The organism is Aeromonas sobria (assembly GCF_006243315.1).
Classification (GTDB): Bacteria; Pseudomonadota; Gammaproteobacteria; order Enterobacterales; family Aeromonadaceae; genus Aeromonas; species Aeromonas sobria_A.
Genome location: NZ_NKWE01000069.1, coordinates 30,327 through 56,249 on the forward strand (window position 1 = coordinate 30,327; position 25,923 = coordinate 56,249).

The 25,923-nt window shown below is 58.5% G+C and carries 21 protein-coding genes; 5 read left to right on the forward strand and 16 right to left on the reverse strand.

Annotation, left to right across the window (positions count from 1 at the left end; genetic code table 11):
- Positions 1 to 135: 135 nt before the first annotated feature.
- The 4 genes from CF137_RS19945 to CF137_RS19960 all read right to left on the reverse strand — a co-directional run bounded on the left by CF137_RS19945 (position 136) and on the right by CF137_RS19960 (position 4,633).
- Positions 136 to 1,788: a cation acetate symporter gene (locus tag CF137_RS19945; protein ID WP_101319737.1), complete on the reverse strand. Its 1,653-nt coding sequence runs from the start codon at positions 1,786 to 1,788 to the stop codon at positions 136 to 138.
- Positions 1,789 to 1,799: 11 nt separating this feature from the next.
- Positions 1,800 to 2,111, reverse strand: a complete 312-nt coding sequence (locus CF137_RS19950; protein ID WP_101319735.1) for a DUF485 domain-containing protein — start codon at positions 2,109 to 2,111, stop codon at positions 1,800 to 1,802.
- Positions 2,112 to 2,216: 105 nt separating this feature from the next.
- On the reverse strand, positions 2,217 to 2,843 hold the full coding sequence (locus CF137_RS19955) for a 3'-5' exonuclease (RefSeq protein ID WP_139721194.1): 627 nt from the start codon (positions 2,841 to 2,843) through the stop codon (positions 2,217 to 2,219).
- Positions 2,844 to 2,845: 2 nt separating this feature from the next.
- Entirely contained in the window at positions 2,846 to 4,633 is a 1,788-nt protein-coding gene (locus CF137_RS19960) for a putative nucleotidyltransferase substrate binding domain-containing protein (RefSeq protein WP_139721196.1), read from the reverse strand.
- Between the two features lie 168 nt (positions 4,634 to 4,801).
- Between CF137_RS19960 and CF137_RS19965 the strand changes: the two genes are divergently transcribed.
- Entirely contained in the window at positions 4,802 to 5,608 is an 807-nt protein-coding gene (locus CF137_RS19965; RefSeq protein WP_101324528.1) for a crotonase/enoyl-CoA hydratase family protein, read from the forward strand.
- A gap of 114 nt (positions 5,609 to 5,722) precedes the next feature.
- Here CF137_RS19965 and CF137_RS19970 read toward each other — a convergent pair whose 3' ends face one another.
- A complete protein-coding gene (locus CF137_RS19970; protein WP_139692647.1) occupies positions 5,723 to 7,222 on the reverse strand; it encodes an alanine/glycine:cation symporter family protein in 1,500 nt (499 codons plus the stop codon).
- A gap of 348 nt (positions 7,223 to 7,570) precedes the next feature.
- Between CF137_RS19970 and CF137_RS19975 the strand changes: the two genes are divergently transcribed.
- On the forward strand, positions 7,571 to 8,008 hold the full coding sequence (locus tag CF137_RS19975; RefSeq protein WP_139721198.1) for a GNAT family N-acetyltransferase: 438 nt from the start codon (positions 7,571 to 7,573) through the stop codon (positions 8,006 to 8,008).
- A 78-nt stretch (positions 8,009 to 8,086) separates the two neighbouring features.
- Positions 8,087 to 8,872, forward strand: coding sequence for a M90 family metallopeptidase (locus CF137_RS19980; protein WP_240038579.1), 786 nt, complete (start codon positions 8,087 to 8,089; stop codon positions 8,870 to 8,872).
- A 280-nt stretch (positions 8,873 to 9,152) separates the two neighbouring features.
- Here the strand turns inward: CF137_RS19980 and CF137_RS19985 are convergent, their stop codons facing one another.
- The 11 genes from CF137_RS19985 to CF137_RS20035 all read right to left on the reverse strand — a co-directional run bounded on the left by CF137_RS19985 (position 9,153) and on the right by CF137_RS20035 (position 23,506).
- Positions 9,153 to 9,812: a RipA family octameric membrane protein gene (locus CF137_RS19985; RefSeq protein WP_139721203.1), complete on the reverse strand. Its 660-nt coding sequence runs from the start codon at positions 9,810 to 9,812 to the stop codon at positions 9,153 to 9,155.
- Positions 9,813 to 10,294: 482 nt separating this feature from the next.
- The gene (locus CF137_RS19990) at positions 10,295 to 11,113 is read right to left on the reverse strand and encodes a hypothetical protein (RefSeq protein ID WP_139721205.1); all 819 of its coding nucleotides are present in this window, start codon (positions 11,111 to 11,113) and stop codon (positions 10,295 to 10,297) included.
- 651 nt (positions 11,114 to 11,764) lie between these two features.
- Entirely contained in the window at positions 11,765 to 12,361 is a 597-nt protein-coding gene (locus CF137_RS19995; RefSeq protein ID WP_042062716.1) for an acetate uptake transporter, read from the reverse strand.
- A gap of 224 nt (positions 12,362 to 12,585) precedes the next feature.
- On the reverse strand, positions 12,586 to 15,534 hold the full coding sequence (locus tag CF137_RS20000; RefSeq protein ID WP_139721208.1) for a DUF748 domain-containing protein: 2,949 nt from the start codon (positions 15,532 to 15,534) through the stop codon (positions 12,586 to 12,588).
- A 52-nt stretch (positions 15,535 to 15,586) separates the two neighbouring features.
- The gene (locus CF137_RS20005; RefSeq protein ID WP_139721210.1) at positions 15,587 to 16,348 is read right to left on the reverse strand and encodes a substrate-binding periplasmic protein; all 762 of its coding nucleotides are present in this window, start codon (positions 16,346 to 16,348) and stop codon (positions 15,587 to 15,589) included.
- A 36-nt stretch (positions 16,349 to 16,384) separates the two neighbouring features.
- The gene (locus CF137_RS20010; RefSeq protein WP_098969576.1) at positions 16,385 to 16,795 is read right to left on the reverse strand and encodes a MerR family transcriptional regulator; all 411 of its coding nucleotides are present in this window, start codon (positions 16,793 to 16,795) and stop codon (positions 16,385 to 16,387) included.
- 14 nt (positions 16,796 to 16,809) lie between these two features.
- Positions 16,810 to 17,748 (reverse strand): hydroxymethylglutaryl-CoA lyase, encoded by a 939-nt coding sequence (locus tag CF137_RS20015; RefSeq protein ID WP_139721236.1) that lies wholly within the window; start codon positions 17,746 to 17,748, stop codon positions 16,810 to 16,812.
- A 14-nt stretch (positions 17,749 to 17,762) separates the two neighbouring features.
- Complete coding sequence (locus tag CF137_RS20020) at positions 17,763 to 19,757, reverse strand: acetyl/propionyl/methylcrotonyl-CoA carboxylase subunit alpha (RefSeq protein WP_139721212.1); 1,995 nt, start codon at positions 19,755 to 19,757, stop codon at positions 17,763 to 17,765.
- Positions 19,758 to 19,866: 109 nt separating this feature from the next.
- On the reverse strand, positions 19,867 to 20,721 hold the full coding sequence (locus CF137_RS20025) for an enoyl-CoA hydratase-related protein (RefSeq protein ID WP_139721214.1): 855 nt from the start codon (positions 20,719 to 20,721) through the stop codon (positions 19,867 to 19,869).
- Between the two features lie 11 nt (positions 20,722 to 20,732).
- Positions 20,733 to 22,367, reverse strand: a complete 1,635-nt coding sequence (locus CF137_RS20030; RefSeq protein WP_139721216.1) for a carboxyl transferase domain-containing protein — start codon at positions 22,365 to 22,367, stop codon at positions 20,733 to 20,735.
- Complete coding sequence (locus CF137_RS20035) at positions 22,364 to 23,506, reverse strand: isovaleryl-CoA dehydrogenase (RefSeq protein ID WP_139721218.1); 1,143 nt, start codon at positions 23,504 to 23,506, stop codon at positions 22,364 to 22,366. The genes CF137_RS20030 and CF137_RS20035 overlap by 4 nt, the downstream gene beginning before the upstream one ends.
- Positions 23,507 to 23,824: 318 nt before the next feature.
- On the opposite strand from CF137_RS20035, the gene CF137_RS20040 reads away from it, so the two are divergent.
- Both CF137_RS20040 and CF137_RS20045 read left to right on the forward strand, forming a co-directional pair.
- Complete coding sequence (locus CF137_RS20040) at positions 23,825 to 24,982, forward strand: acyl-CoA dehydrogenase family protein (RefSeq protein ID WP_139721220.1); 1,158 nt, start codon at positions 23,825 to 23,827, stop codon at positions 24,980 to 24,982.
- 140 nt (positions 24,983 to 25,122) lie between these two features.
- Positions 25,123 to 25,905, forward strand: coding sequence for an enoyl-CoA hydratase (locus CF137_RS20045; protein ID WP_139721222.1), 783 nt, complete (start codon positions 25,123 to 25,125; stop codon positions 25,903 to 25,905).
- Positions 25,906 to 25,923: the final 18 nt, after the last annotated feature.

Below are 25,923 nucleotides of genomic sequence, written 5' to 3' on the forward strand. Positions count from 1 at the left end.
GCGCATTATGGCACATATCTGTCGAAAGTTTTAGCAAGAACTGTGATCTGGATCGGTCAGATGTCTATTTGGCACAACCGTGATCCACCATGAAAAAAGCCGGCACGGGGCCGGCTTGGTGAGGGAGTGATAACGTCAGTGGGAGGTGGCGCCAGAGGCACCCAGCCCGGTCTGGGAGCGGACGAACTGCGGCAGGAACTTGGCATGTTCGTCAGCAGCGTTCTGGGAGCTGTCGGTGATAGAGAAGAACCAGATCCCGACGAACGCCAATCCCATGGAGAAGAGGGCAGGGTATTCGTAGGGGAAGATAGCCTGGGCATGGCCCAGCACCTTCACCCACACGGTCGGGCCCAGGATCATCAGGGTCACCGCGCTCACCAGCCCCAGCCAGCCGCCGTAGACTGCGCCACGGGTGGTCAGGCGCGACCAGAACATGGAGAGGAACAGCACCGGGAAGTTGCAGCTGGCGGCGATGGAGAAGGCCAGACCCACCATGAAGGCGATGTTCTGTTTCTCAAACAGGATCCCCAGACCAATGGCCACCACGCCCAGCGCCAGGGTAGTCATCTTGGAGACGCGCAATTCATCGGTCTCGTTGGCCTTGCCCTTCTTCAGCACGCTGGCATAGAGGTCATGGGAGACCGCAGAGGCGCCGGCTAGGGTCAACCCGGCAACCACCGCCAGAATGGTGGCGAAGGCTACGGCACTGATAAAGCCGAGGAACAGACTACCACCCACAGCGTCGGCCAGGTGAATCGCCGCCATGTTGGTGCCGCCGAGCAGGGTGCCGGTGGCATCTTTGAAGGCCGGGTTGGTGCTGACCAGCAGGATGGCGCCAAAGCCGATGATGAAGGTGAGGATGTAGAAGTAGCCGATAAAGCCAGTGGCATAAAACACCGATTTACGCGCTTCCTTGGCATCGCTCACGGTAAAGAAGCGCATCAGGATATGGGGCAGACCGGCGGTACCGAACATCAATGCCAGACCGAGCGAGATGGCGGAGATAGGGTCGGAGACCAGACCACCCGGACTCATGATGGCGATCCCTTTTTCGTGCACTTTAACGGCTTCGCTAAACAGCGCACCTATGTCGAAATTGACCGACTTCATCACCATGATGGCCATGAAGCTGGCACCGGAGAGCAGCATCACCGCCTTGATGATCTGCACCCAGGTGGTGGCCAGCATGCCGCCAAACAGCACGTAGAGCACCATCAGGATACCGACCAGCACCACGGCCACATTGTATTGCAGGCCGAACAGCAGCTCGATCAGCTTGCCTGCCCCTACCATCTGGGCGATCAGGTAGAGGGACACCACCACCAGCGAGCCGCAGGCAGACAGGATGCGGACTTCGGTCTGCTTGAGGCGGTAGGAGGCCACGTCGGCGAAAGTGTATTTGCCGAGGTTACGCAGCCGCTCTGCGATCAGGAACAGGATGATAGGCCAGCCCACCAGAAAGCCGATGGAGTAAATCAGGCCATCGTAACCGGAGGTATAGACCAGCGCAGAGATACCAAGGAAGGAGGCGGCAGACATGTAGTCACCAGCGATGGCCAGACCGTTCTGGAAACCAGTGATACGGCCGCCTGCGGCGTAGTAATCGGAGGCCGAGCGGTTGCGCTTGGAGGCCCAGTAGGTGATACACAGGGTGGCGGCCACGAAGATAATAAACATCACAATGGCTGGCACATTGAGAGGTTGGCGTTGTACCTCGCCGGTCAGCGCATCCGCAGCCAGCAGCGGGGAGGAGGCCAGTGAGGCCAACAGCAGCAAGGTGCCTTTCATGCTTTTTGCTCTCATGACTGCACTCCCTTGAGGATCTTCTGGTTCAGCTCGTCAAACTCGCCGTTGGCACGAAACACATAGATGCCGGTCAGCACGAAGGAGGCGAGGATCAACCCCACCCCGACCGGGATGCCGCGGGTAATGGTGGTGCTGTCGTTGAGCGGGGTGCCCAGCCAGCCGGGGGCAAAGGCGATGAGCAGAATAAACGCCAGGTAGAGTCCCAGCATCAGAGCCGAGAGGGCCCAGGCAAAACGCTGGCGCTTGGCGACCAGCTCCTGGAAGTTGGGATCTTGCTGGATCCTCAGGTAGCTTTGCTGTTCCATTGCAGTTCTCCATGACATGAGTGTCAGCGGTGGATGGGGTAACCCCGACGAGCAGGGGGCCTGCTCATGTAAGCAAAATGTGAATTAAATGTTATTTGTGGGCAATTAGACTTTGGGATAAGCCAGCGGTGAGCCGCGGGTGAGGCGCAGGTAGATGAGCGCCGCCGTGGTGGCGTCGGCAAGGGCATCGTGGGCGGGCAGGGGGGGCAGTTCAAGATGGTTGCAGATGGCACTCAAGTGCAGGTCGATGGCCGCGTCCGGATAGCGACGATAGAGGTGGTCGTGATAGAGCTGGCTCACCTCGATCCCTCGTTGGGGCAGGGTTAATCCCCACAATTTCTGGCAGGCGAGATTGAGAATGCGCAGGTCGTAGGCGATGTGATAACCCACCAGTTCACGGGGGCCGATAAAGGCCAGAAGCAGGCGTAGCGCGGCTTCCAGCGTCATCCCCTGTTGCAGATCCTGATGGCGCAGGCCGTGGATCACCACCGATTGGCCGGTCAGGCTGGCCGGTGGCTGAACCTTGATGGCGAGTGCCTCGCCGGTCAGCAGCCGGTTGCCCTGAATGCGCAGTGCGCCGATGGAGACGATCTCGGCCTGCTCGGGATCGAGACTGGTGGTCTCGAAATCAAGAGCGATCCGCTCATCTTCCGGTGGGTTGGCAAAGAGCGGCGCGAACTCGCCAGTGCGAAAGGCGCGGCCATACCAGTAGCGTCGAACGCGGCTTAACATGGCTATTGTCTCAGACGAAAGTGCAAGGTGAGCCACTGCTGGAACTTCTTCACCTGATGCAGCGCCTGGCGCAGCAGATCTCGTTCGCTGTGGCTGAGATCCTGTATCTGCACCCGGCTGTTGCCCCCCTTGAGCTGGCTGCGCAGCCTTAGCCGGATAAAGAGCCGAAACGCCTCCGCCAGATTGCTGCCATAGTCGGCACTGAGCCGCTCGGCGGCCACCAGCGCGTCGATACGCCCCAGGGTCGAGGTCTCCAGTATGCCCCCCTCAAGGGCCAGCATGCGGATGCCGTGTACCAGCGGGAACAGCCCGCCTCTTTTCAGATCCAGCCCTTCCGGTGGCTGCTCCAGCCTGCCAAACAGGGTGAGCGGGGCATGAAAGGCCACCGCCGGTCGAACCATCTCCGCCAGCAGATCCCGCCTGTCGGCCAGCTGCTCGCGCAGTGCTCTGGCAACCGGCAGATGCAGTTGGCGATCCCCCGCAATGGGGTGTGCATCGGCCAGGGTCGCAAGCCACAGCAGCTCATCCTCTGTTGCCGTGGTGCAGGCGCTGGCAATGGCCCGTTGCCATTCGCTGCCTGTTTTCACCCAAGCCGGATTGTTCACCATCACCTGCCCGGGGCAGAGAGGGTAGCCGAGGCGCTCCAGCAGGGCGCTAAATTCGGCCAGATCGGCTGCTTGGGTGGGCCATGTCAGCGTTTCGGGCAGGATCAGGGCGTTGTCCTGATCGGTTTTGAGGATCTGCTCGCCACGCCCCTCCGAGCCCAGCATCAGCAGGCAGACGTTATCCTGCACCTCGGGGGGGATCACCAGCGCAAAGGCTTTGGCGATCAGCTGCTCGTTGATGGTGGCGATCAGCTTCATCAAAAAGGCGGTGTGGATCCCCTGGGCAAACAGCGAGCGGGTCAATTGCTGCTGCTCGCGGGCCACCGCCTCCAGCGCTGGCAGGCTGTCGGCGCGGGCGATGCGCAGGGTCAGCACGTGGGAGTGGGTAGAGAAGAGCCCCAGCACCTGGGTCAGTTGCAAGATGCCCGCCACCTCGCTGCCCCGCCACACCACCAGTCGCTTGATGCGATGGCGGGTCATCAGCAGCAGGGCATCAAACAGATAGCTCTCCAGCGGCAGACCAATCAGCGGTGTGGGGGCCAGCACCGAGAGGGGGGCCGTCAGTGGCAATCCCTTGAGGGTCAATGCGTGGAGCAAGGTCTTGCGGGTTGCCAGCGTGAGGGAGCCGTCGTGGGCGGGGTAGAGCAGGCAGTCGGTCCCCTTGCTCACCATGGCTTCGGTTGCTGCCAGCAGTGACAGCTTGCTGTCGACGATAAGCGGAGCCTGCAGGTGGCCGGGTTCGATGCGGGTCAGGATAAATTCTGCCAGATTCTTCTGGCCCAATTGCTCGCGTTGCTCCTGCTGTTGCTGCCGTTCGGCCAGATTGGCGGTGAAGTAGCTGGCAAACTGCGGATCCTGCTCACAGAGCGCCAGAAAGGTGTGGCGGGGGATGAGCTGGCAGAGGCTATCTTCCAGCGCGGTGAAGCGGTGGCGACAACGGCCGTCAAACTGGGCGCGCACATCGAACAGATCATCGACCCCGTAATCACCAAACTGGTGGTGAGGGGCCGACTCTTCCACGGCTCCCTTGATGATGAGATAGAGGCCGGGAGGCTCGTCCCCCTCCTTGAGCAGCAGATCCCCGGCCCGAAAATAGCAGAGCGAGAGGTGGCGAGAGAGCCGCTCGCGTGCCGCCTCGTCCAGTCGGTCGAACGGTGGTCTGGCAAAATTGAACAGGGTTGACATGACAGCGTCCTTTGCTGGCTTGCGGCACTGATCCTGCGTCCAGTGTGACAAAGGGAGGGGGAGGCGACCAGCCGACTTTAGTCTCATCTGTACCGGATGTTCACACTCTGATAACGTGGTGGTATGACCAGTAGGTCGATAACCCGGATCAAGGAGAGGACAAGGAAGATGGAAAAACCAAGGATCAAGTGCGAGATCCACGACGGGATTGCCGAAGTGATGCTGACGCGGGGGGACAAACTCAATGCGCTGGATCGCGCCATGTTCAGCGCTATCGACCAGACCCTGACGCAGCTTGCCCAGCACAAGGGACTGCGGGCGGTGATCCTGCACGGCGAGGGGCGAGCCTTCTGCGCCGGGCTGGATGTCAAATCCATGCTCAAGCAGCCAGTGGCGGCGCTCGATATTCTCAAGCGCGAGGCGGACGAGGCCACCAATCTGGCCCAGCGGGTGGCTTATGGTTGGCACCAGCTGCCGGTGCCGGTGATTGCGGTGACTCAGGGGGTCTGTTTCGGCGGTGGCCTGCAGATCGCCCTCGGTGCCGATTTTCGTTTCACTACCCCCGATTGCCGCTTCTCGGTGATGGAGATCAAGTGGGGCATCATTCCCGACATGAGCGGCAGCGTCACCATGCGTAACCTGATGGGGGTGGATACCGCCATGGAGCTGGCCATGAGTGGGCGTGAGCTCGATGCCGTCGAGGCCAAATCCCTCGGGCTGGTAAGCCGGGTCTGCGCCGATCCGCTGGTGGAGGCGCGAGAATTTGCCCGCACCCTCATCACCAAGTCGCCCGATGCGCTGGCGGGGATCAAGCAGCTTTACAGCCAGGCCTGGGCCCGCAGCGATGAAGCCATGCTCAAAGAGGAGACTCGCCTGCAAAAGCAGATCCTGGGGCGACCCAATCAGTGGCGGGCCACCTTCAACAGCCTGTTTCGCTGGCGGCTGCCATTCGGGCCGCGCCGCAATCCGCTCTGACCGCGAGTAGCACGAGCAGAGAGAGCAAAAGCACGAGCATATAGAGAGCAAAAGAGCATAAAAGAAGTGGCAGCCGAGGCTGCCACTTTTATGGGTGCTTTACGCTGGTGTGGTTCAGGAGATCTTGCGATCCGGATCCGGCTCGAACGGGTGACCTGCTTTTTCCCGCTCCAGATTGTCCTCGGAGCGGTGGCCCATCCAGTAATCGGCGTTCTTGATGCCGAGCTTCTCCGGGTGGAACACCGGATCCAGCCCTTGTGCCTGCTGGGCTTCATAATCCTTCAGGCAGGTGAAGGCGGTCTTTTGCAGCAGCAGGATGGCGATAATGTTGAGCCAGGCCATCAGACCGACCCCGATATCACCCAGACCCCATGCCAAGTCTGCCGTCTTGACGGTGCCATAGACGGTAGCGGCCATCAGCGCAATTTTCAGCAAGAAGGTGAGCCAGGGGCGATTCATCTTGCGGTTGATATAGGCGATGTTGGTTTCGGCAATGTAGTAGTAGGCAACGATAGTGGTGAACGCGAAGAAGAACAGCGCGATAGCCACGAAAATGCTGCCAAAGCCCGGCATCATGCTCTCCATGGCGGTCTGCACATAGCCCGGGCCCGCTGCGATACCGGCAATACCGGTATAGAGGGCGGCACCGTCCGGCCCTTGCACGTTATAGAGGCCGGTGATCAGCAGCATAAAGCCAGTGGCGGAGCAGACGAACAGGGTGTCGATATAGACCGAGAACGCCTGCACCAGACCCTGCTTGGCAGGGTGGCTCACCGCGGCGGCAGAGGAGGCGTGCGGCCCGGTACCCTGACCCGCTTCGTTGGAGTAGACCCCGCGCTTGACACCCCACATGATGGCCAGACCCAGAATGGCACCGAAACCGGCATCCATACCAAAGGCACTTTTCCAGATCAGCAGGATCACGCCCGGCAGGGCCGAGATGTTGAGGGCGATGATGACGCAGGCCACTATGATGTAGCCCAGCGCCATAAAGGGCACTACGGTACTGGCGAAGCTGGCGATACGCTTGACGCCCCCGAAGATGATAAAGCCAAGCAGCAGCGCCAGACCGGCGGCAGTGACGTTCGGATCAATATCAAACGCGGTTTTCAGGCTGGCACCGATGGAGTTGGCCTGTACACCCGGCAGCAGCACGCCGCAGGCGAAGATGGTAGCGATGGCGAAAGTCCAGGCGTACCACTTCATGCCGAGCCCTTTCTCGATATAGAAAGCCGGGCCGCCGCGGTATTCACCGTTGATCTTCTCTTTGTAAACCTGACCGAGGGTGGATTCCACGAAGGCAGAGCTGGCGCCGAGGAAGGCCACCATCCACATCCAGAACAGGGCACCCGGGCCACCGAAGGTGATGGCGGTTGCCACGCCCGCGATGTTACCGGTACCCACTCGACCTGCCAGGGTCATGGCCAGCGCCTGGAAGGAGGAGACACCGGCATCGGTGCTCTTGCCATCAAACATCAGGCGCACCATCTCTTTGATATGGCGCAGTTGCAAAAAACGAGTACGCAGGGAGAAGTAAAGACCGACCCCCAGACACAGGTAAATGAGCGCAGGGCTCCAGATCACACCGTTGATGGCATTGACGATTTCATTCATGTACAACAACTCCTTTGTTGTTTTTGTGGCGCTGTCTTGGCGAGATCTTGGCCTCGCTCTCTGTCACTGTTTTCGGCCCAGCTTGTTAACAATCCAATTAACAAATGAGCACGAGGTTGAGGGGTTAAGCACAGCGCAAACACGCGCCATGCGTGGGTTGTAACATATCGAGTTGTATCGGTACTTCCCAGTGAAAAATGTTGCCTTGTTGCAAATTTGTGAATTGACAAGGGTGGGGGGATAATGGCAAGCAGCGTTTTCTATGAGTAAAAATGAGATCCTCCTTGTTGATCTGCGCCGATCAATGTGACGGGCGTAACACAATGGAAAGCAAACATAAGGCCAATCATGAAAGAGATTGCTGAAACATTGACGATCCGCGCCCCTGAGGCCGCTGACGGGAGCGCTATCGCCCACCTGTTCAGCCAATTGGGGTATCCTGCCGAGGGCGGTGACGTGACGGCGCGCCTGTTGGCGCCAGATCCCGCCAGTGCGGTATTGCTCGCCTCCCTGGCCGATAAGGTGGTCGGGGTATTGGTGTGGCACAGGCTGGCACCGCTGCATGTTGCACCAGCGTGGGGCCTGATCTCGGCGCTGGTTGTCGATGAAGGGGCAAGAGGGGCGGGGGTTGGCGCAGCCTTGCTCAAGCGAGCTGAACAGATGGCGCGTGCCGCAGGTTGCGCCCATATGGAGCTTTCCAGCAGCCTCAAGCGCGAGGCGGCCCACCGTTTCTATCTGGCGCAGGCGTATCAGGAGCGGCCGAAACGATTCATCAAACTGCTGTGATCTGGTTTTTTCCATAAAGAAGAAGGAGTAGGCGTGCTGGGATGGTTCAAATGGCTGGGTGGTCGCCCGCAAACGCCCATGAGTGAAGATGAGCTGGCGCTGTGGCGCCAGGGGCTGGCGGCAGTGCCCATCTTGCAAGGGCTGAGCGAAGCAGAGCAAATCACGCTCATCGGGCTTGGGCAACAGCTGCTCAAGCGCAAGACCCTGACCTTGATCGGGGTAGAGCTCAGCCCCCGTCAACAGGCGGTGTTGGCGCTGCAGGCGGCGCTGCCCATTTTGCATCTTGGAGCTGACTGGTATTGCGGCTTTCACGAAATCATCATCATTCCCGAACCCGTGACCCGGCGGCAGGAGGTGCAGGATGAGTTCGGGCTGGTGAGCGAAGTTGAAGAGGAGAACGCCGGTGAATCCTGGCCGCAAGGGCCGCTGGTGCTGGCCTGGAGCGATCTGCAGCAGGATGGCGACTGGGACGGCTTTAATCTGGTGATCCACGAGCTGGCCCACAAGCTCGACATGCTGGGTGGTGAGGCGGACGGCACGCCCCCATTGCCGGGGCCGATGAGTAGCCAGTTGTGGCAACAAGCCTTTCAGGCCGCCTTCGATGAGTTGTGTCAGCAGCTCGACCGGGACGAGGTAACCGCCATCGATCCCTATGCTGCCGAACATCCCGCCGAGTTTTTCGCCGTCAGCTGCGAGTGCTTCTTTACCGATCCGCTGCGATTGCAGCAGGTCTATCCCGCGGTATACCGGCAACTGAGCCAGTTCTTTAGCCAGGATCCCGCCCTGCGTTTCCCCGCGACCCGCTTGCTGGCGGGGGAGGGCGTTGCAGGATCCTTCGTCATAAATACAAATCACCTACTGTAAAACAGTGGAAAAGCACCATTAATATCGTTTTGCTTTTTCTCTATATGCCCAGAGCTGGTGGGCTCTGGGCATATGGTTTTGCTGTACTCTATTTTTGCAATATTTTGCTCCAGATTTAAAATTAGAACTCTGTCTCGCTCTGCGAGAGGAATATTTTTGACTAGTATAAACCTATCATAATCTCGCATCCTTATCTGATAATATGAAAAATCTTTCCAGAATACTGAATAAATGTTTCTAGAATGTCCAGTTTCATTGGATGTTTAAAGCTGTCAACACGTTATTGGTCGTCTGGGTGTTTGACATCTCGAACTGAAAATGTGGGATTCATTTCACTCTGATGTGATTTTCCAAAAAATATAATAGCCAGAGTAAATAATGCAGATATGATTATAGGGACGAATAAGATGACATTGCAGGTGCTTATTGTGATTTTTTTTAAAAAGATTGAACCCATAAAAAACAACCATATAAGCATTGTAAATACAGCAACAATCTGGTTTATCTTGGAAACTGAATATGGCTGAGGGCCGATAATTAATTTTTCGAGGCAGGAATCATTTATAGGTCTTTCTAGCTTAGTCTTATAAAGAGGGCCAGTAATTTTATCTTCTAATAAATCTAAGTGATTCTCCCAATTCTCTTGCCAATACTTACTCCCTTTGTTAACAGAAAACCATGCAAACGTGAAAATAAATCCAGCTGATGATATCGCTGATAAATATAGTTTTTTATCTTGTACTGACAGATGTTCTGCACTCGAGACCGCAAAAAATGCGGCAAAGGCTACGGCTATTAATGCCCAAAAATAAGCTGCTCGTTTCCAATACATATCTATTTCAAATTTTCGTATATCCGCGGCCTGATAATAAGCAGCTATCAAAATATCTGAACGTTCATCTTCTGTTTCAAATAATTCTCTATATTTATTTCTTTTCATTGATAATTCTCGCGGCGTTTACTCAGATGCTCTGGTTAATATTGATGATATTTCTACTCTGGCAAGAAAAAAACTAATTGCTGATGATGATTGAACAGCTAGTGCAGTAGCCAAAAGCAGTATGCTTTGTGGTAAGGAACTATCGCAAAACAACCATACTAGAAGACATGTTATTGTAGAAATGCCTGAGTATAAAAGACCAGCATATATATGAGACTTTAACTTCCAAAGGCTATTCCATTTGTGTAAGAATGTGTTTACTTTCTCGTTTGGAAATAAAATAGGGGTGACCTCATTAATCATCCATATAAATATTCCAACGGGTATAACTATCAAATAGTTATAAGCATCATTGTTTATCTTGAAATGAGTCATTAAGCCCTCTATTGAAACCAATAAGTATTGGTTAAATAACAAGCTGGTGACTATGACGAGAAACTCGACGCTTATAATTAAAACACGAGTTAAGTAAATTATTTTTATCAATGTTTCATATCTCTTTCTATACTGGTTTTTGCAAAAATTTCCTTTACCCTTTTTGCCAGTTCATATGGGTTTGGATCCTTTGAGAAAAGGAAGCTTTTTTGGGTGTCTGAAGTTTTTATCTCTACCTCTTCTCCATCTTCAGACATTCCACGAACTTTTCCTCTGCCATATCCATCAGCTGCCATTAAAATAACTGCATCACCAATATCAGCTGGGTTATCAGGAATATAATCATTTGATTTCATAATCCCATCCATGAGATCTATTAATCTTGACTTAATTCCTGATAATTTAGAGCTACTTTCTTTTACTGTAACTTCTGAGGCATTCCTTTTTGATATATATTCGTTTAGTTCCCCCCACAGCCTACCAAATAATGGATTTGGTGGGGATACAGTTGCAGACATTTCTGTAAGTATACTAATATTCCTGAGTTTCTGTGTGAACTCAGTATAATCTGCCAATGGATCTATCTCACACGAGACCATAAATCCATCAAAAACATCTTCAATGATAGACTTAAATCTGCGTGGAAAAACATCTTCTTGTATACCATTCCAAACGTGTAGAAATGCGATTCCCGAAAATTCAGGCAGATATATAAATGGGGAGGATGCTTCAACTAAATTTGGGACATCGGCCTTTACTTGTGAGCGACTACGTTCATCTACAACATTTGCATGACCGTCTTTGGCATACTTGGAAAGCTTGCCAAATACAAAGGGGATGTCGTCACTTCTAGCATCAATACAGTCAGTAATCGTCCAGTCAAACTTACCTTTTGTAATTACTGGGGGTGATACAATAGCATCCATCAAATCCTTTTGTGTTAAATTTATCTTGAGTACTCTCCCTAAGTAATACCGTCCTCTATTCTCCATTTGTATCCATCTCTAATGTGATAAAATCAATAACAATAGCGTATAGTGCATCAAATGAGTATCTCATTCAACGCAATATCTAGCTGTGGGTGACCTCGCTCACAATTAGGTTCAAGCTTAAGCGTCATTGAATTGAAAGAGCTAATCGGAAGTAAAACTTATGGGTTATTGCTCTTTAACATGCAGATACAGTAATTGCCAGAGCTCCAAGGAGCGCAGCTGGCGCTGCTTGATGGCAACTCGCTCGGCTCGCTCAATCCCTCCACAGTGTTCGTTGCGGGTCTCTCTGCCGCCTTGCGGTGCAGCCCCGCCATCAATGCGATCTTCCCTGCGGCAAAGTCCACAAAAGGCCCACAAGCCGGATCACTTGTTCCCTGAGCTTGCTGTTAATCCGCGGATATGACCGAATCGGAGCGACCAAAAGAGGAGGGGATAACGAAGGATGCGGCAATATCCAAAGCGGCGGATATCCGGCTGTGAGGTTGAAAGGGGAGTGTATGTGGCGTATTCGCTGGCAGATCAGCTTTGCGAGATAGCAAAAAGGCACCCGAAGGTGCCTTTTTCACAATCTGAATCGCTTGCCTATCAGGCAGCAGCTTTCAGCTGTACGGCGGCGGCTTTCTTGTGATCGCCGATCGGCATCACGGTGCGGCCGAACTGCTCGTTGATCACGGTGGCCATGGCCAGGTAGATAGCGCTGGCGCCACAGATGATGCCTTCGAAACCGGCGATGGTGCCGATCAGGGTGCTGCCGGTGAAGTCACGGGCGGCCAGCAGGAAGAACAGCACGGTCAGGGAGGCGAACACGAACTGCTTGGCACGCGGGTAGTTGACAGTACCTACCAGCATGAACAGGGTGAAGACACCCCACAGCAGCAGATACCAGCCCATGTAGGCGTGCGGGGTGGCTTCGGCCAGACCCATGGTCGGCATCACCAGCAGGAACACCAGGCTCAACCAGAAGAAACCGTAGGAGATAAAGGCGGTCACACCGAAGGTGTTGCCACGCTTGTACTCCATGATACCCGCGACGATCTGGGCCATACCGCCGTAGCACAGGCCCATGGCCAGGATCATGGCGCTGATGGGAAAGAAACCTGCGTTATGGATGTTCAGCAGGATAGTGGTCATACCGAAACCCATCAGACCCAGAGGGGCAGGGTTGGCCAATTTTTCGCTCACGTGGCGTTCTCCAAAAATAGAGGTGGGGGGTTAACAAAAGACGCGCGATTTTAAGCAGGGGATAGATCTCCTGCAAGGGGGGAAGATGCAAAAAACGTAAAAAAACTACGTGATTATTTGTGTGGCAGGCTAAATGCTCACCAAATCAGGTTGTTTGGTGAGCAAAAGGTGTCAAAAAAGTTGAAAGGGTGTTTTTTTATTACGCAATGATAAAAGGGGCTGATTTACTGATCCAGCGTTAGCACCACTTTCGCCTCCTTGTCCTCCTCCTTGACCTGACTGTCGAGTACAAACAGCCGTTCCGGGGCGATCCCCTGGCTGTCGACCAGAAACTCCTTGGTATTTTGGGCGCGGCGCATGGCGAGATTGCGCAGGGATTTGGCGGTGATGAGTTGTTGCTCCTGCAGCAGGGCGATAGCTTGGGCCCGCAAGGCGGGGCTCTCTTCATCCAGACTGAGGCGGTCAGCCAGATCATCGAGATCTTCGGAGAAACGCTCCTGGTAGGCTTTCGCTAGCGCTTCTTGCAGGTCGGGATCTTGCTCCAGCAGGTCAAGATCGGCCTGATTGCCGGTGAGTTTGGCCAGCACTCGCTCCAGTTTCTGCCGTTGCAGTATGGGGCGCTCCTCGTTGAAATTGACCTTGCCGCGAATGTTCATGCTGAGCTTTGGCCGATCCTTGAGGGCCTGCGCCAGCTTGGCCAGTTTGTCCAGCTGGGTTTGGGTCAGGTCGGGGTCTCCCGGCAGGAAGGGGAGTTCATCGAGATCTTCGGTGCCATCGGCCAGTGAGGCGAGCAGCGAGAAGGGGGAGGTGATCGCCTTGCTCAGGGTGTTGCCCAGCACATCCCAGAAGATATTGCCGATGCTGAAGTCCGGCTGATCGAGATCGCCTTTCACCTTGAGGTTCATCTGGATGACCCCGTTGGCATCGCTTAGCAGGGCGATGGCCAGCCCCAGCGGCAGATCCTTGGCCTGCTCACTCTTGATCTTCTCGCCCAGTTGCAGCTTCTTGATGGTGATGTCGTTATCCCCCTCCAGCCGGTTGCCCTCCAGCTTGTAGTGCAGCTTCATGGAGAGCTGGCCCTTGTCGATGGCATAACCGGCATAGGTGCCCGAATAGGGGGTAAAGGTAGTGAGCTCCAGATTGTTGAAGGCCACCGCGATATCGAGGATCGGGTTGGCGACCAGCAGGTTGGTGCCGCCGCGAATGGTCACTGGCGCATAGCGATCTACCTTGCCGTTGAAGGCGAGATCGGAGCGTTGCCCCGGAATATTGCTGATATGGCGGCTTTGACCGCCCAGCGAGGCGATATCGGCCACGAAATCCTGGCTCAGGCTGCGATCGGCAAAGCGCAGGTTGCCCTGCTCGGTGCGCAGTTGGTCGATGGTGAAGCGAAAGTCGGGGCCCTTGCTGCCTGCAGCCGCTTGAGTGCTTTTGGTCGCCGCAGGTTGCGGCAGCAGCAGCTGTTGCAGGTTAGTGATGCCATCCTCGTTGATCTCGATGCGGGCGAAGGGTTTGCTCAGGGCAATGTCCTTGATCCGCATCTGCTGGCTGATGCCATCATAATCGAGGCCGGTGAGCTGGAGATTGCTGATCTCGAGTAGTCGCTGGTTGTCAGCCCGATCGACCACTTTGAGCCCGCTGATATCAAGACCACCTTGCAGGGTCAGTTTGCCCAGCGCCCCTTGCGCCGTGGTGGCGAGATCAAGCCTGGTCTTGCTGCTCAGCTGCCCGGTTTGCAGCTTGATGCGCAGCAGATTGGCCAGATAGGGCTGCGCCAGTGCCAGGGGCAGTCCCTGCTGGCTGATCTCACCGCTTAAGGCGAAAGGGATCAGGGTCAGCTGACCGGCAAAGGTGAGGGGGCTGTTCTGGTTGAAGTGGGTGGCCAGGGTCAGTTTGCTCGATTGCTCCCCCTTGCTGCCTAGTGGCCCCAGCGCCAGCTTGAGGCCGGAGAGCTGGCGTGCCAGCGGTTTGCCGCTGCTCGATTCGGTGAGAGTGAGATCGCCCTTGTCGATGGCGATTTGTTTGATTTGCCACTGCCAGGGTTTGTCTGCGGCGGTCGGTTTGGCAGCTTTGGCGCCTTTGGCATCTTTGACGGGGTTGGCTGGTGCTTGCTCAATGAGCAGATCCGTCAGATCCAGCTCCTGCTGTGCGTTGAGGGTGGCCTTGAGGAGGGGTTGCTGCAGGGTCACCTTGCCGATCTGCAGTGTCTGCTTCTGGCCATCGATAGCCAGTTCGCTGAGAGCCAGCTGGCTGAAGCGGGCAAACTCGTCGCCCTTGTGTTTTTTAAGCTGCCAGTTGTCCAAGGTCAGCTTGCCTTTGGACAATTGCCACAGCACCCCTTGCTTGCTCTCTTTGAGCAGGTATTCCACTTCTGCGTTGGCGTGTCCCTTGGCCAGATCCAGCTTGAGGTAGGGGGCCCAGAGCGGGGCAAAGGGTATAAGCTCGACCTGCTTGAGGCTCACCTTGCCCTGGCCCATGCCGCTCATCACATCGAGTTTGCCGTGGGCGGCGAGGCTGCTTTTGCCGTTGATGGCGGCATTGAGCTGATAGGCGGTCGGGTGATTTGCCTCGGTGCGCAGGTTATCGAGCTTAAGGGTCACTTTCTCCAGATTGAGGGGGGGCAGCCAGCCGGGTTCGTTCTCCTTGCGTTGATCCTGATAGCGCACATGACCGTCAGTGACAGCGATGCTGGCAATATCGACCAGCAGCGGGGCGCTCGCTGTCTCGGGCTCGGGGGAGGGCGCAGGGGCGAGCACTGTGGCCAGCGCATCGGTCAGATTGAGTCGAACGTCCCCTTTTTTGTCTGCCAGCCGTTGCAGCAGTACCACCGGTCTGGTCAGGGAGACGGCGGAGAGGACAACCCCCTTCTGCTGCCAACTGGCTTGCAGGTTGGGGGTGATCAAGAGCTGCTCAAAACTGACGATGGGCTGCTGCTTGGCATCGAGCAGTGCAGTCGCGCCAAGGGTGAGGGAAGGGTGGCGCAAGCCTACCTCAATCTCTCCCAGCGTCAGCTGCAGGCCATAGTGTTCGGCCAGCCAGCCGGGCAGATAGCGCTGGACCAGTCGGGGTGTCTGCCACAACAGCAGGGTGATCAGGATCAGCAGAAGCAGGAAAGCGTAGGCAAGGTAGCGCAACAGGCGAAGCTTGGGGAACGCGGGCTTGGTGGTGTTCATATGGTGCACTCCCATTTGGTTCCCGCTATGGTACAGAAAAGCGGGATAGTAATCATGGGGTTGCGTACTGTTGTACGCCGTACTTTGTCCAAAGGCGATCCAGTTCACCCTTTTGCTGCAGGGCTGCCAGCCAGTGCTCCAGCTGAGCCGGGGTAATGGGGGCCGCAGGGTGGAGAATGGTGCGGTGTTGATACTGTTGATCCCATTTTTGCGAGATCAGCAGCTGGTCGGCCGTGTCGGGATGGGCCAGCAGATACTGGTTAAGGTAGGAGACGTTGAGAATGGCCACCTCGCCACGCCCTTTGAGCAGGGCTTGCAGGGCGCTGATATTGTCTTTAACCAGGGTGATATTCAGTGTGCGCTTCAGGTAGGCGGGATCGGCATTGAACTGACCGACGCCATAGTGATAGCCGGTCACCCCGATGAGGTGATGGCTGGCCGGATCGTCGAAAAAGCGTTGATCCCGGCCCGCTTTCTTAAGCGCGACATAGACTTCACCGCCCCCGAGAAAGGGGGCTGTCATCTTGTATTGATCGGCTTGCCAGCCCCAGTTGCTGTCTTCAAACAGCATCAGGGAAAAACGGCCCATATCGAGCGCCTTGTAGCGGTTGGCTGCCGAGGTGGGGACAAACACGAAGTTCACCTCTTGCTGGACGGCGTTGAGCTGGTCGATGAGATCCAGGGTCAGCCCTTCATAGTGTGAATCGGAGAGCTTGACCACGAAGGGGGCATAGGGGTAACCGCCAACCTTGATCAGGGGGCGGCTCCAACCGGACAGGCTGAATAACAGCAAAAACCAGCACCAATATTTCATGGGTTCACCAGGGCAATGGCATGTTCCCAGATTCGGTTAATCTGCGCTGCTTTTCAAGCTGTTAAGGGAATTAACACAGCGCTGTTCGGCCGCCTCCAGCTCGGCCATCACCATCTGGATATCGTCCAGTTGTTGGCGCAACGCGCTGCGTTTTTCATCAATAAGCTGGATCATCGAGTTGAGCTGGGTGTTGCTCGATTTGTCGGTGTCATACATCTCGAACAGCTCGCGGATTTCGGCCAGGCTAAACCCCAGCCGCTTGCCGCGCAGAGTCAATTTCAGGCGGGTTTTCTCCTTGTGGCTGTAGATGCGGGTTTGCCCCTCCCGCTGCGGGGTGAGTAGCCCCTCATCCTCGTAGTAGCGGATGGTGCGCGGCGTGATATCGAACTCGTGGGCCAGCTCCGAGATGCTGTAGGTGATCTCCTTGCCGGGCTGGGAACGGGACATGGTGATGCCTCCTGTCAGTAGGAAGATGGCTGGCAGAGGCGGGCCCGCAGCCGCTCGGCATTGGCGTGCAGGGCCTGACCGACTCGCGAGCCGTTGGGGCGGCCGAGCTGCTCGCTGACCCACTGGCCGGTGGCCGCCAGTTTGTCGAGATCCACCCCGGTCATCATGCCAAGGCCATGCAGCAGATAGACCACCTCTTCTGTCGCCACATTGCCGGAGGCACCCGGTGCATAGGGGCAGCCGCCAAGGCCCGCCACCGAGCAATCGATGGTGCGAATACCGCGCTCCAGCGCAGGCAGCAGGTTGGCCAAGCCCTGGCCGTAGGTGTCGTGAAAATGGACCGCGAGCCGCCCGGCGGGGATCTCGTGCAGCACCGCATCCAGCATCGGGACCACAGTGCCCGGGGTGCCAACGCCTATGGTGTCCCCCAGTGAAATTTCGTGGCAGCCGAGATCCAGCAACTGTTCGGCCATGGCGGCGACCCGTTTCGGGCGGGTCGGGCCATCGAACGGGCAGGCGATGACGGTGGAGAGATAGCCACGCACCTTGATGCCGAGGCGGCGCGCCTCCTGCACCAGCGGGGCGAAGCGCACCAGGGATTCTTCTACGCTGATGCCGATATTGGCGCGGGTAAAGCCGTCAGAGCAGGCGGTGAAGAGGCCAATCTCGTCGGCGCGGGCGGCGATGGCGGCCTGCAAGCCTTGCAGATTGGGCACCAGTGCGCCGTAACGGGTTGATCCCTTGCGCGGCAGTGCCTGAAAAAGTGCGGCGGAGTCTGCCATCTGCGGCACCTTCTTAGGAGATACGAAGGCGCCCACCTCGATGCGCTGCAGGCCGCTGTCGGCCAGTCGCTGGATCAGCTCCAGCCGCTGGATCAGTGCCAGCGGGCTGGCTTCATTTTGCAGGCCATCGCGCGGCCCCATCTCCACCAGACTGACCTTGTCATCCTGCATTGCTGATCCTCTCGTCATGGGTTGCTCGCTTGTTGGTTGATGGCGTTATGCTCCGGGGCAGCATCTGCATCGACAAAACGCACCAGTACGGCGCCCTGGCTTACCTGCTCGCCCTGTGTGCACTGCAGGGCTTCAATCACCCCGTCCCGCTCTGCTCGCAGTTGGTGCTCCATCTTCATCGCCTCCAGCACCAGCAGGGGTTGCCCCTTGCTGACTGTTTGGCCGGGTTCGACCAGCACGGTCACTACTATGCCGTGCATGGGGGCGATGGCGCCCTGCGCCTTCTCATTTGTCTGATCATGGTGGTGATCGTGCTGCTGATCATCGGCTGCGAAGCGGATGCGCTGACCCGCCAGCGTCATGACGAAGGTTGCCTCCGTGCCTGAGACCGAATGAATGGGGATCTGCTGCCAACAGCCACCCTGTTGCAGGCGGATATGGTCATCGCCTTTTTGGTAGCAACAGCTCTCCCCTTGCCATTCAAACTGACCGTCATGATCGTTAAGGGTCAATACCCGGCGCTTATCGCCGATGCGCACCGCCGCCGTCCAGCAGCGATCCGGCCCCAGCCGAAATCCGCAGGCTTGCTGCCAGGGGGAGTGGCCCGCAGGGCGGCTCGCCAGCCAGAGAGTGGCCAGCGGCCAAGCGAGCTCAGGAATGGGCTGCGGTTCGGTGGGGATGGGCCACTGGGTATGGTGGCGCATGGCCAAGACGTCAGGCTCTTCACACAGCCGCAGCAGCAGCGGGCCGTTGTGCACCAGCGGGCCGAGATCCAGCGCCGCCAGCGCATCGGCCAGTTGGGCAAACGCCTCGGCGCGGCTCTGACCGTGGGCGATCAGCTTGGCGATCATGGGGTCGTAATAGGGGCTGACCTCATCGCCAGCGGTGACGCCGGTGTCGATGCGCACGCCATCCGGCCAGTGCAGCCAGCGGATGGGGCCGCTGGCGGGCAGAAAACCGGCCGCCACATCCTCGGCGTAGAGGCGCGCCTCCACCCCATGGCCGCGCAGCACCACCTGATCTTGAGTCAGTGGCAGCGGCTTGCCTTCCGCCACTGCCAGCTGCCAGGCCACCAGATCCTGTCCGGTCACCGCCTCGGTGACCGGATGCTCCACCTGCAGCCGGGTGTTCATCTCCATAAAGAAGAACGCATCCTTGCAGAGCAGAAACTCTATGGTGCCAGCCCCCTGATAGTGGATGGCCTTGGCAGCGGCCACGGCTGCATCCCCCATGGCGCGGCGCAGAGCCGGAGGGATGTTGGGGGCAGGCGCCTCTTCAATCACCTTCTGGTGGCGCCGCTGCAAGGAGCAGTCCCGGTCCCCCAGATAGATGGCGTTGCCGAGGCTATCGGCAAAGACCTGCACCTCCACGTGGCGCGCTTGGGGCAGATAGCGCTCCAGCAGCACCAGATCGTCGCCAAAGGCGGCCTTGGCCTCCCGTTTGACTGCCGCCAGAGACTCGTCAAAGTCGGCCAGCTGATCGACCCGCCGCATCCCCTTGCCACCGCCGCCACTGGCGGCCTTGATAAGGAGCGGGAAGCCAATTTGGCTGGCCTGATCGCGCAAAAAGTCCGGCCGTTGATCCGTGCCGTGATAGCCGGGCAGCACAGGTACGCCGGCCGTCTGCATCAGCGTCTTGGCGCCAGACTTGTCGCCCATGGCGAGAATGGCTGCGCCGCTTGGGCCGACAAAGCGCAGGCCGCGCTGTTCGCAAGCGGTGGCAAAGTCGCTGTTTTCTGACAGAAAGCCGTAACCGGGATGGATGGCATCGGCGCGCGCCGCTTTGGCAATCTTCAGCACCTTGCCGGTGTCGAGGTAGCTCTCTTTGGCGGGTGCGGGCCCCAGATGCCAGGCCTCATCGGCCAGACGGGTGTGCATGGCATGGGCATCGGCATCGGAGTAGAGGGCGATGGTGTGGATGCCGAGGCGCTTCGCCGTCTTGATAATACGCACGGCGATTTCGCCACGGTTGGCGATAAGCAGGCGCCTAATCGGAGTGTGATAAGTCATTTTGGCTCCCTGTTGTTCAAGGTGCACAAGTGCAAAGCGTATTGATCCGCACTCCGGTTATATTCGCCGCGATTAGCGATCAGCAGGCGCTTGATAGGGTGGTATTGAGTCATGCTTCGTCCTTGAAACGGGGGCGCCAGCTGGGGGGGCGTTTGTCGAAGAAGGCCTGCATCCCCTCCTGGGCTTCGAGCCCCACCCGAACCCGGGCGATGGTCTCGACAGTTTTCTCTTCGTGCAGACGGGAAGGATGGGCCTCTATGGCCGCCAGCAGTCGTTTGGTCTCTTTCATCGCCTCCGGCCCGTTGCGGCACAGACGCAGGGCCTGCGCCCGCCCTTCCGCCAGCAGTTGCTCCGGTTTGCAGAGTTGGTGCGCCACATTGAGCCGACAGGCGGTGATGGCATCGAATGGCTCGGCACTGAGCATGTAGCGGCGCGCCTGACGCATTCCCATGGCGCGTACCACGTAGGGGCTGATCACCGCAGGCACCAGACCAAGGCTCACCTCGGAGAGGCAGAAGCGGGCATCGTCGCTGGCCAGCACCAGATCGCAGGCGCAGATCAAGCCCAGCGCACCGCCGTAGGCGGCACCCTGCACCAGCGCCACCGTGGGGAAGGGGAGCTCGTCGAGGGTCTGCATCAGCCGCGCCAATACCCGGGCGTCTTCGCGATTGTGCTCGAAATCGGCGTGAGCCAGATTGCGCATCCAGTTGAGATCGGCGCCCGCGCAGAAGTGTTTACCCTCGGCCCGCAGCAGCAGGGCGTGGGGACGTTCGGTGAGATCATGACCATGGAGATGGGCCAGATCATCGAGACAGTCGAGCAGCCCCAGCATCAGGTCGGCATCAAAGGCGTTGTGGCGGGCCGGACGCGACAGCACCAGCTCGGCCAGCGGGCCGTGCCGTTCCAGCCGAAACGGGCTCTGGGCTGACGAGCTGAGTGCAGGGGAAGTGAGTGGATCGGACATGTGCTTGCTCCTTACATCCGGAAGATGCCGTACTGCTCGGGTTCAATGCGGGCACCCTGACAGGCGGCGAGCGCCAGCGCCAGTACGGTGCGACTCTGGGCTGGGTCAATGACGCCATCATCCCAGAGGCGGGCACTGGCGTAGTAGGGGTGGCCTTGGCGCTCATACTGTTCGATCACCGGGGCACGGATGGCGGCCGCTTCCTGCTCGCTCAGACTCTTGCCCTCGGCTGCCAGCTTGTCCCTGCGCACCTGTACCAGCACTCCGGCAGCTTGCTCGCCGCCCATGACAGAGATGCGGCTGTTGGGCCAGCTAAAGAGAAAATCGGGTTCATAGGCGCGGCCGCACATGCCGTAGTTGCCGGCACCAAAGCTGCCGCCGACGATCAGGGTGATCTTGGGCACCCGGCTGCAGGCCACGGCGGTGACCAGCTTGGCGCCGTGCTTGGCGATCCCCTCTTTTTCTGCGCTACTCCCCACCATAAAACCGGTGATGTTCTGCAAAAAGAGCAGCGGGATGGCACGGCGATTACAGAGCTGGATAAAGTGGGCCCCCTTCTGGGCACTGTCGCTGTGCAGCACGCCGTTGTTGGCGAGGATCCCCACCTCCATGCCACAAATGCGGGCAAAGCCGGTCACCAGGGTGGTGCCGAACAGCGCCTTGAATTCGTCAAAGTCAGAGCCATCCACCAGTCGGGCGATCAGTTCGCGGGCGTCGTAAGGGCGTTTGAGGCTGGTGCCCACCAGACCGTAGAGCTCCTCTATCGGGTAACAGGGAGTGGGGTAGGCTGGCTCATCGTAACTTGGGCTGCCCGATGCCAAACCCGAGAGCGGAGAATGGTCACTGCCCAGATGGGTGAGCTGGGTGCGGGCAATAGCCAGCGCATGGGCATCGTCACGGGCCATATGATCAGCAACGCCGGAGTGGGCGCAGTGCACCTCGGCGCCGCCCAGGGCCTCGGCGCTGATCTCCTCGCCGGTGGCGGCCTTGACCAGCGGTGGGCCCGCCAGAAAGATGGTGGCTTGGCTCTTGACCATGATCGACTCGTCCGCCATGGCGGGGACGTAGGCGCCCCCGGCGGTGCAGAGCCCCATTACCACCGCCAGCTGGGGGATGTTCTGGGCCGACATGCGGGCCTGGTTGTAGAAGATGCGGCCAAAGTGATCCCGGTCGGGGAACACCTCATCCTGCATCGGCAGAAAGGCGCCGCCGGAATCCACCAGATAGAGGCAGGGGAGGCGCAGCCGCTCGGCGATGGCCTGGGCGCGCAGATGCTTTTTCACCGTGAGCGGGTAGTAGGTGCCGCCTTTCACGGTGGCATCGTTCACCACCAGCATGCAGAGCCTGCCCGAGACCCGACCGATGCCGGTGATGATGCCGGCGGCGGGCACCGGCTCGTTATAGACCTGCCAGCCAGCCAGCGCCGACAGTTCGAGAAATGGGGATCCCGAGTCCAGCAGCTGGTTGATGCGCTCGCGGGGCAGCAGCTTGCCACGGGCCTGATGGCGGGCGTTGTTGGCCGCGCCGCCCCCTTGCGCGATCTCGGCAATACGGGCATGGAGATCGTCGACCAATGCCTGCATGGCAGCTCGATTGGCCGCATATTCCGGGATCGCCGTGTCGAGACGGGAGTGGATCCTGCTCATAGGTTATCCCCCATCAGCTCGCGGCCGATGAGCCAGCGGCGGATCTCAGAGGTGCCTGCGCCTATCTCGTAGAGTTTGGCGTCCCGCAGCAGGCGGCCGGTAGGGTATTCATTGATGTAGCCATTGCCGCCCAGCAGCTGGATGGCATCGAGCGCCATCTGGGTGGCGTTTTCGGCGGCAAACAGGATGGCGGCGGCGCAATCTTTACGGCTGGTGCGGCCCTGATCGCAGGCGTTCGCCACCGAGTAGACCAGCGCCCGGCTGCTGGCGAGGCGGGTATACATGTCGGCGAGCTTGCCCTGCACCAGCTGGAACTCGCCGATGGCTTGACCAAACTGCTTGCGCTCACGCACATAGGGCAGCACTACATCCATGCAGGCCTGCATGATGCCAAGGGGGCCCGCAGCCAGCACCACCCGCTCGTAATCGAGCCCGCTCATCAGCACCTTGACCCCGCCGTGCAAGGTGCCCAGCATGTTTTCCTGCGGCACCCTGCAGTTGTCGAACACCAGCTCGCAGGTGCTGGAGCCGCGCATCCCCAGCTTGTCGAGCTTCTGGGCGGTAGAAAAACCGGGAGTGCCGGCTTCAACGATAAAGGCAGAAATTCCTTTGGGGCCCGCACTGGTATCTGTCTTGGCATAGATGACGAAGGTGTCGGCATCCGGGCCGTTGGTGATCCACATCTTGCTGCCGTTCAGCACGAAGTGATCGCCCTCGCGCTCCGCGGTGAGGCGCATGCTGACCACATCGGACCCGGCTCCCGGCTCGCTCATGGCCAGCGCCCCCACATGCTCGCCGCTCACCAGCGGGGGGAGGTAGCGTGCTTTCTGTTCCGCCGTGCCGTGGCGGTGGATCTGGTTGATGCAGAGATTGGAGTGGGCGCCGTAGGAGAGGCCGACCGAGGCGCTGGCGCGGCTCACCTGTTCCATCACCAGCACGTGGGCCAGATAGCCGAGGTTCACCCCGTCATACTCCTCCGCCACCGTGATGCCGTGCAGCCCCAGTTCACCCATCCGGGGCCAGAGATCACGGGGAAAGGCGTTGCTCTGATCGATCTCGCTGGCGCGCGGGGCGATCACTTTCTGGCAGAAGGCCGCAACCTGTTCGGTCAGGGCATTCAGGGTCTCATCCATCTGCATCCATGCTCTCCTTGCGGATATGACAGTCGGGTAGGAAGGTTGGCTCGACCGGCTGACTCGGCTTCAAGGCTGGCAGTGGTCGGGCCATTTTGTACTTCACTTCTGCCACAAGTTTACGTTAGCGTAAACGTAAATCAATTGTTAGTCTGTTGTGTGTCGATAGAGAGGGGGTAGTGAGAGCGTCATCAGCTACCACAGCAACAGCGCCATAGTGGCAGATCCGAATGACCAGTGTGTGGGCGCCGCGTCATAAAGCACTAACGCGGGAAAATAAGCGCGGGACAATAAGCGCAGGGCAACAAGGGAGCGAACGACAAGATGGATTTTACCCTGACCGATGATCAACAGGCGTATGTGGAGGCGGCCGCCGCCTTTGCCGATGATGCGCTCAAACCCCATGCCGCGCGCTGGGATAAAGAACACGAGTTTCCCATCCCCACTATCAAACAGGCGGCCGAGATCGGGTTTTGCGGCCTCTATACCCCGGAGCAGTTTGGCGGATTGGGGCTGCCGCGCCTGGATGCCAGTCTCATCTTTGAGCGCCTCGCCATGGGCTGTACCTCGACCACGGCGTATCTGACCATCCACAACATGGTGAGCTGGATGCTGGGTAGCTGGCTGCCCACCGAGGTTGCCGAGGAGTGGGTGCCCAAACTGGCCAGCGGCGAGCTGCTGGGCTCCTATTGCCTCACCGAGCCCGGGGCGGGCTCCGATGCGGCGGCCCTCAAGACCCGGGCAATTCGCGAGGGTGACAGCTACCTCATCGAGGGGACCAAGGTCTTTATCTCGGGGGCGGGCAGTACCGATGTGCTGGTGGTGATGGCCCGCACCGGTGGTGAGGGGGCGAGTGGGATCTCCGCCTTTATGGTACCGGCCGACAGCGCGGGCATCGTTTATGGCAAGCCTGAGGAAAAGATGGGCTGGAACAGCCAGCCGACCAGAGAAGTGGCGTTCAACGGGGTGCGAATTCCTGCCAGCTACCGGCTGGGTGAGGAGGGGGAAGGGTTCAAATTCGCCATGCAGGCCCTCGATGGCGGGCGCATCAATATCGCCACCTGTTCGGTGGGCACTGCCCAGCAGGCGCTGGATGATGCGCTGGCCTATGTGCAGCAGCGCCAGCAATTTGGTCGCCCGATCAGCGAATTCCAGAGCGTGCAGTTTCGCCTTGCCGACATGGCGACCGAGCTGGCGGCCGCCCGTTTGCTGGTGCGTCAGGCTGCCGACAAGCTGGATCGCGGGGCGCCGGACAAGAGTGCCTGGTGCGCCATGGCCAAGCGTTTTGCCACCGATGCGGGTTATCGGGTCTGCGATGAGGCTCTACAACTCTTTGGCGGCTATGGTTATATCCGCGAGTATCCGCTCGAGCGCTATCTGCGCGATACCCGGGTACACCGCATTCTGGAGGGCACCAATGAGGTGATGCGACTCATCATCGCTCGCCGCCTGCTGGCCGATCCCGGCTTGTCGCTGGGCTAACCGGTGGTCGCATCAAGGGTGTGTTGCCTGCCACCCGATTTGCACCATGCCATGCCGGTTTCGGCTTTGTGAGCCAGCCACAGGTTGGTGTCATTCAAGCCTGTCATCATGGCTGCAGCTTCATCGACAAGGACAATGTTATGACAAGGATCAGACTCGAATACCATGGCCACGTTGCCTATATCACCCTCGACCATCCCCCTGCCAACACCTGGACCCTCGCCAGCCTGCAGGCCTTTTTGCAGATGATGGTGGAGCTCGACAGCCGTCCCGACGTGGTGGCGCTGGTGATCCGCGGTGCAGGCGACAAATTCTTCTGCGCCGGTGCCGACCTCAATATGTTTGTCGAGGGGGATGTCGAGCTGGCTCGCCAGGTCGTCGACGCCTTTGGCAAGGCCTTCGAGGCGTTGGCCCGTTTTCACGGGGTCAGTATCGCCGCCATCAATGGCTATGCCATGGGAGGCGGGCTGGAAGTGGCGCTGGCCTGTGATATCCGCATCGCCGAGCAGCAGGCGCTGCTGGGACTGCCGGAGGCATCGGTGGGCTTGCTGCCCTGCGCAGGAGGCACCCAGCGTCTCACCGAGCTAGTGGGGCCGGGCTGGGCCAAACGGATGATCCTCTGCGGCGAGAAGGTGAGTGCCTCGCTGGCCTACGAGATGGGGCTGGTGGAAGAGGTAGTAAAAACCGGACAAGGGTGGGAAGCGGCGCACCAGATGGCCCAGCTGGTGGCTCGTCAGAGCCCGAGCGCTCTGCGCGCCTGCAAAACCCTGATCAATCAGGGCCGCAGCGGCCCGCGCGATGCCGCCTTGCCCCTTGAGCGGGCACTGTTTCTCGATCTCTTTACCGATGCCAACCAGCGTGAAGGGGTGGCCGCCTTCTTGGAGAAACGCTTACCGCGCTGGCAATATGGCCCAACAGAATAAATCCATACGGAGCCGTTT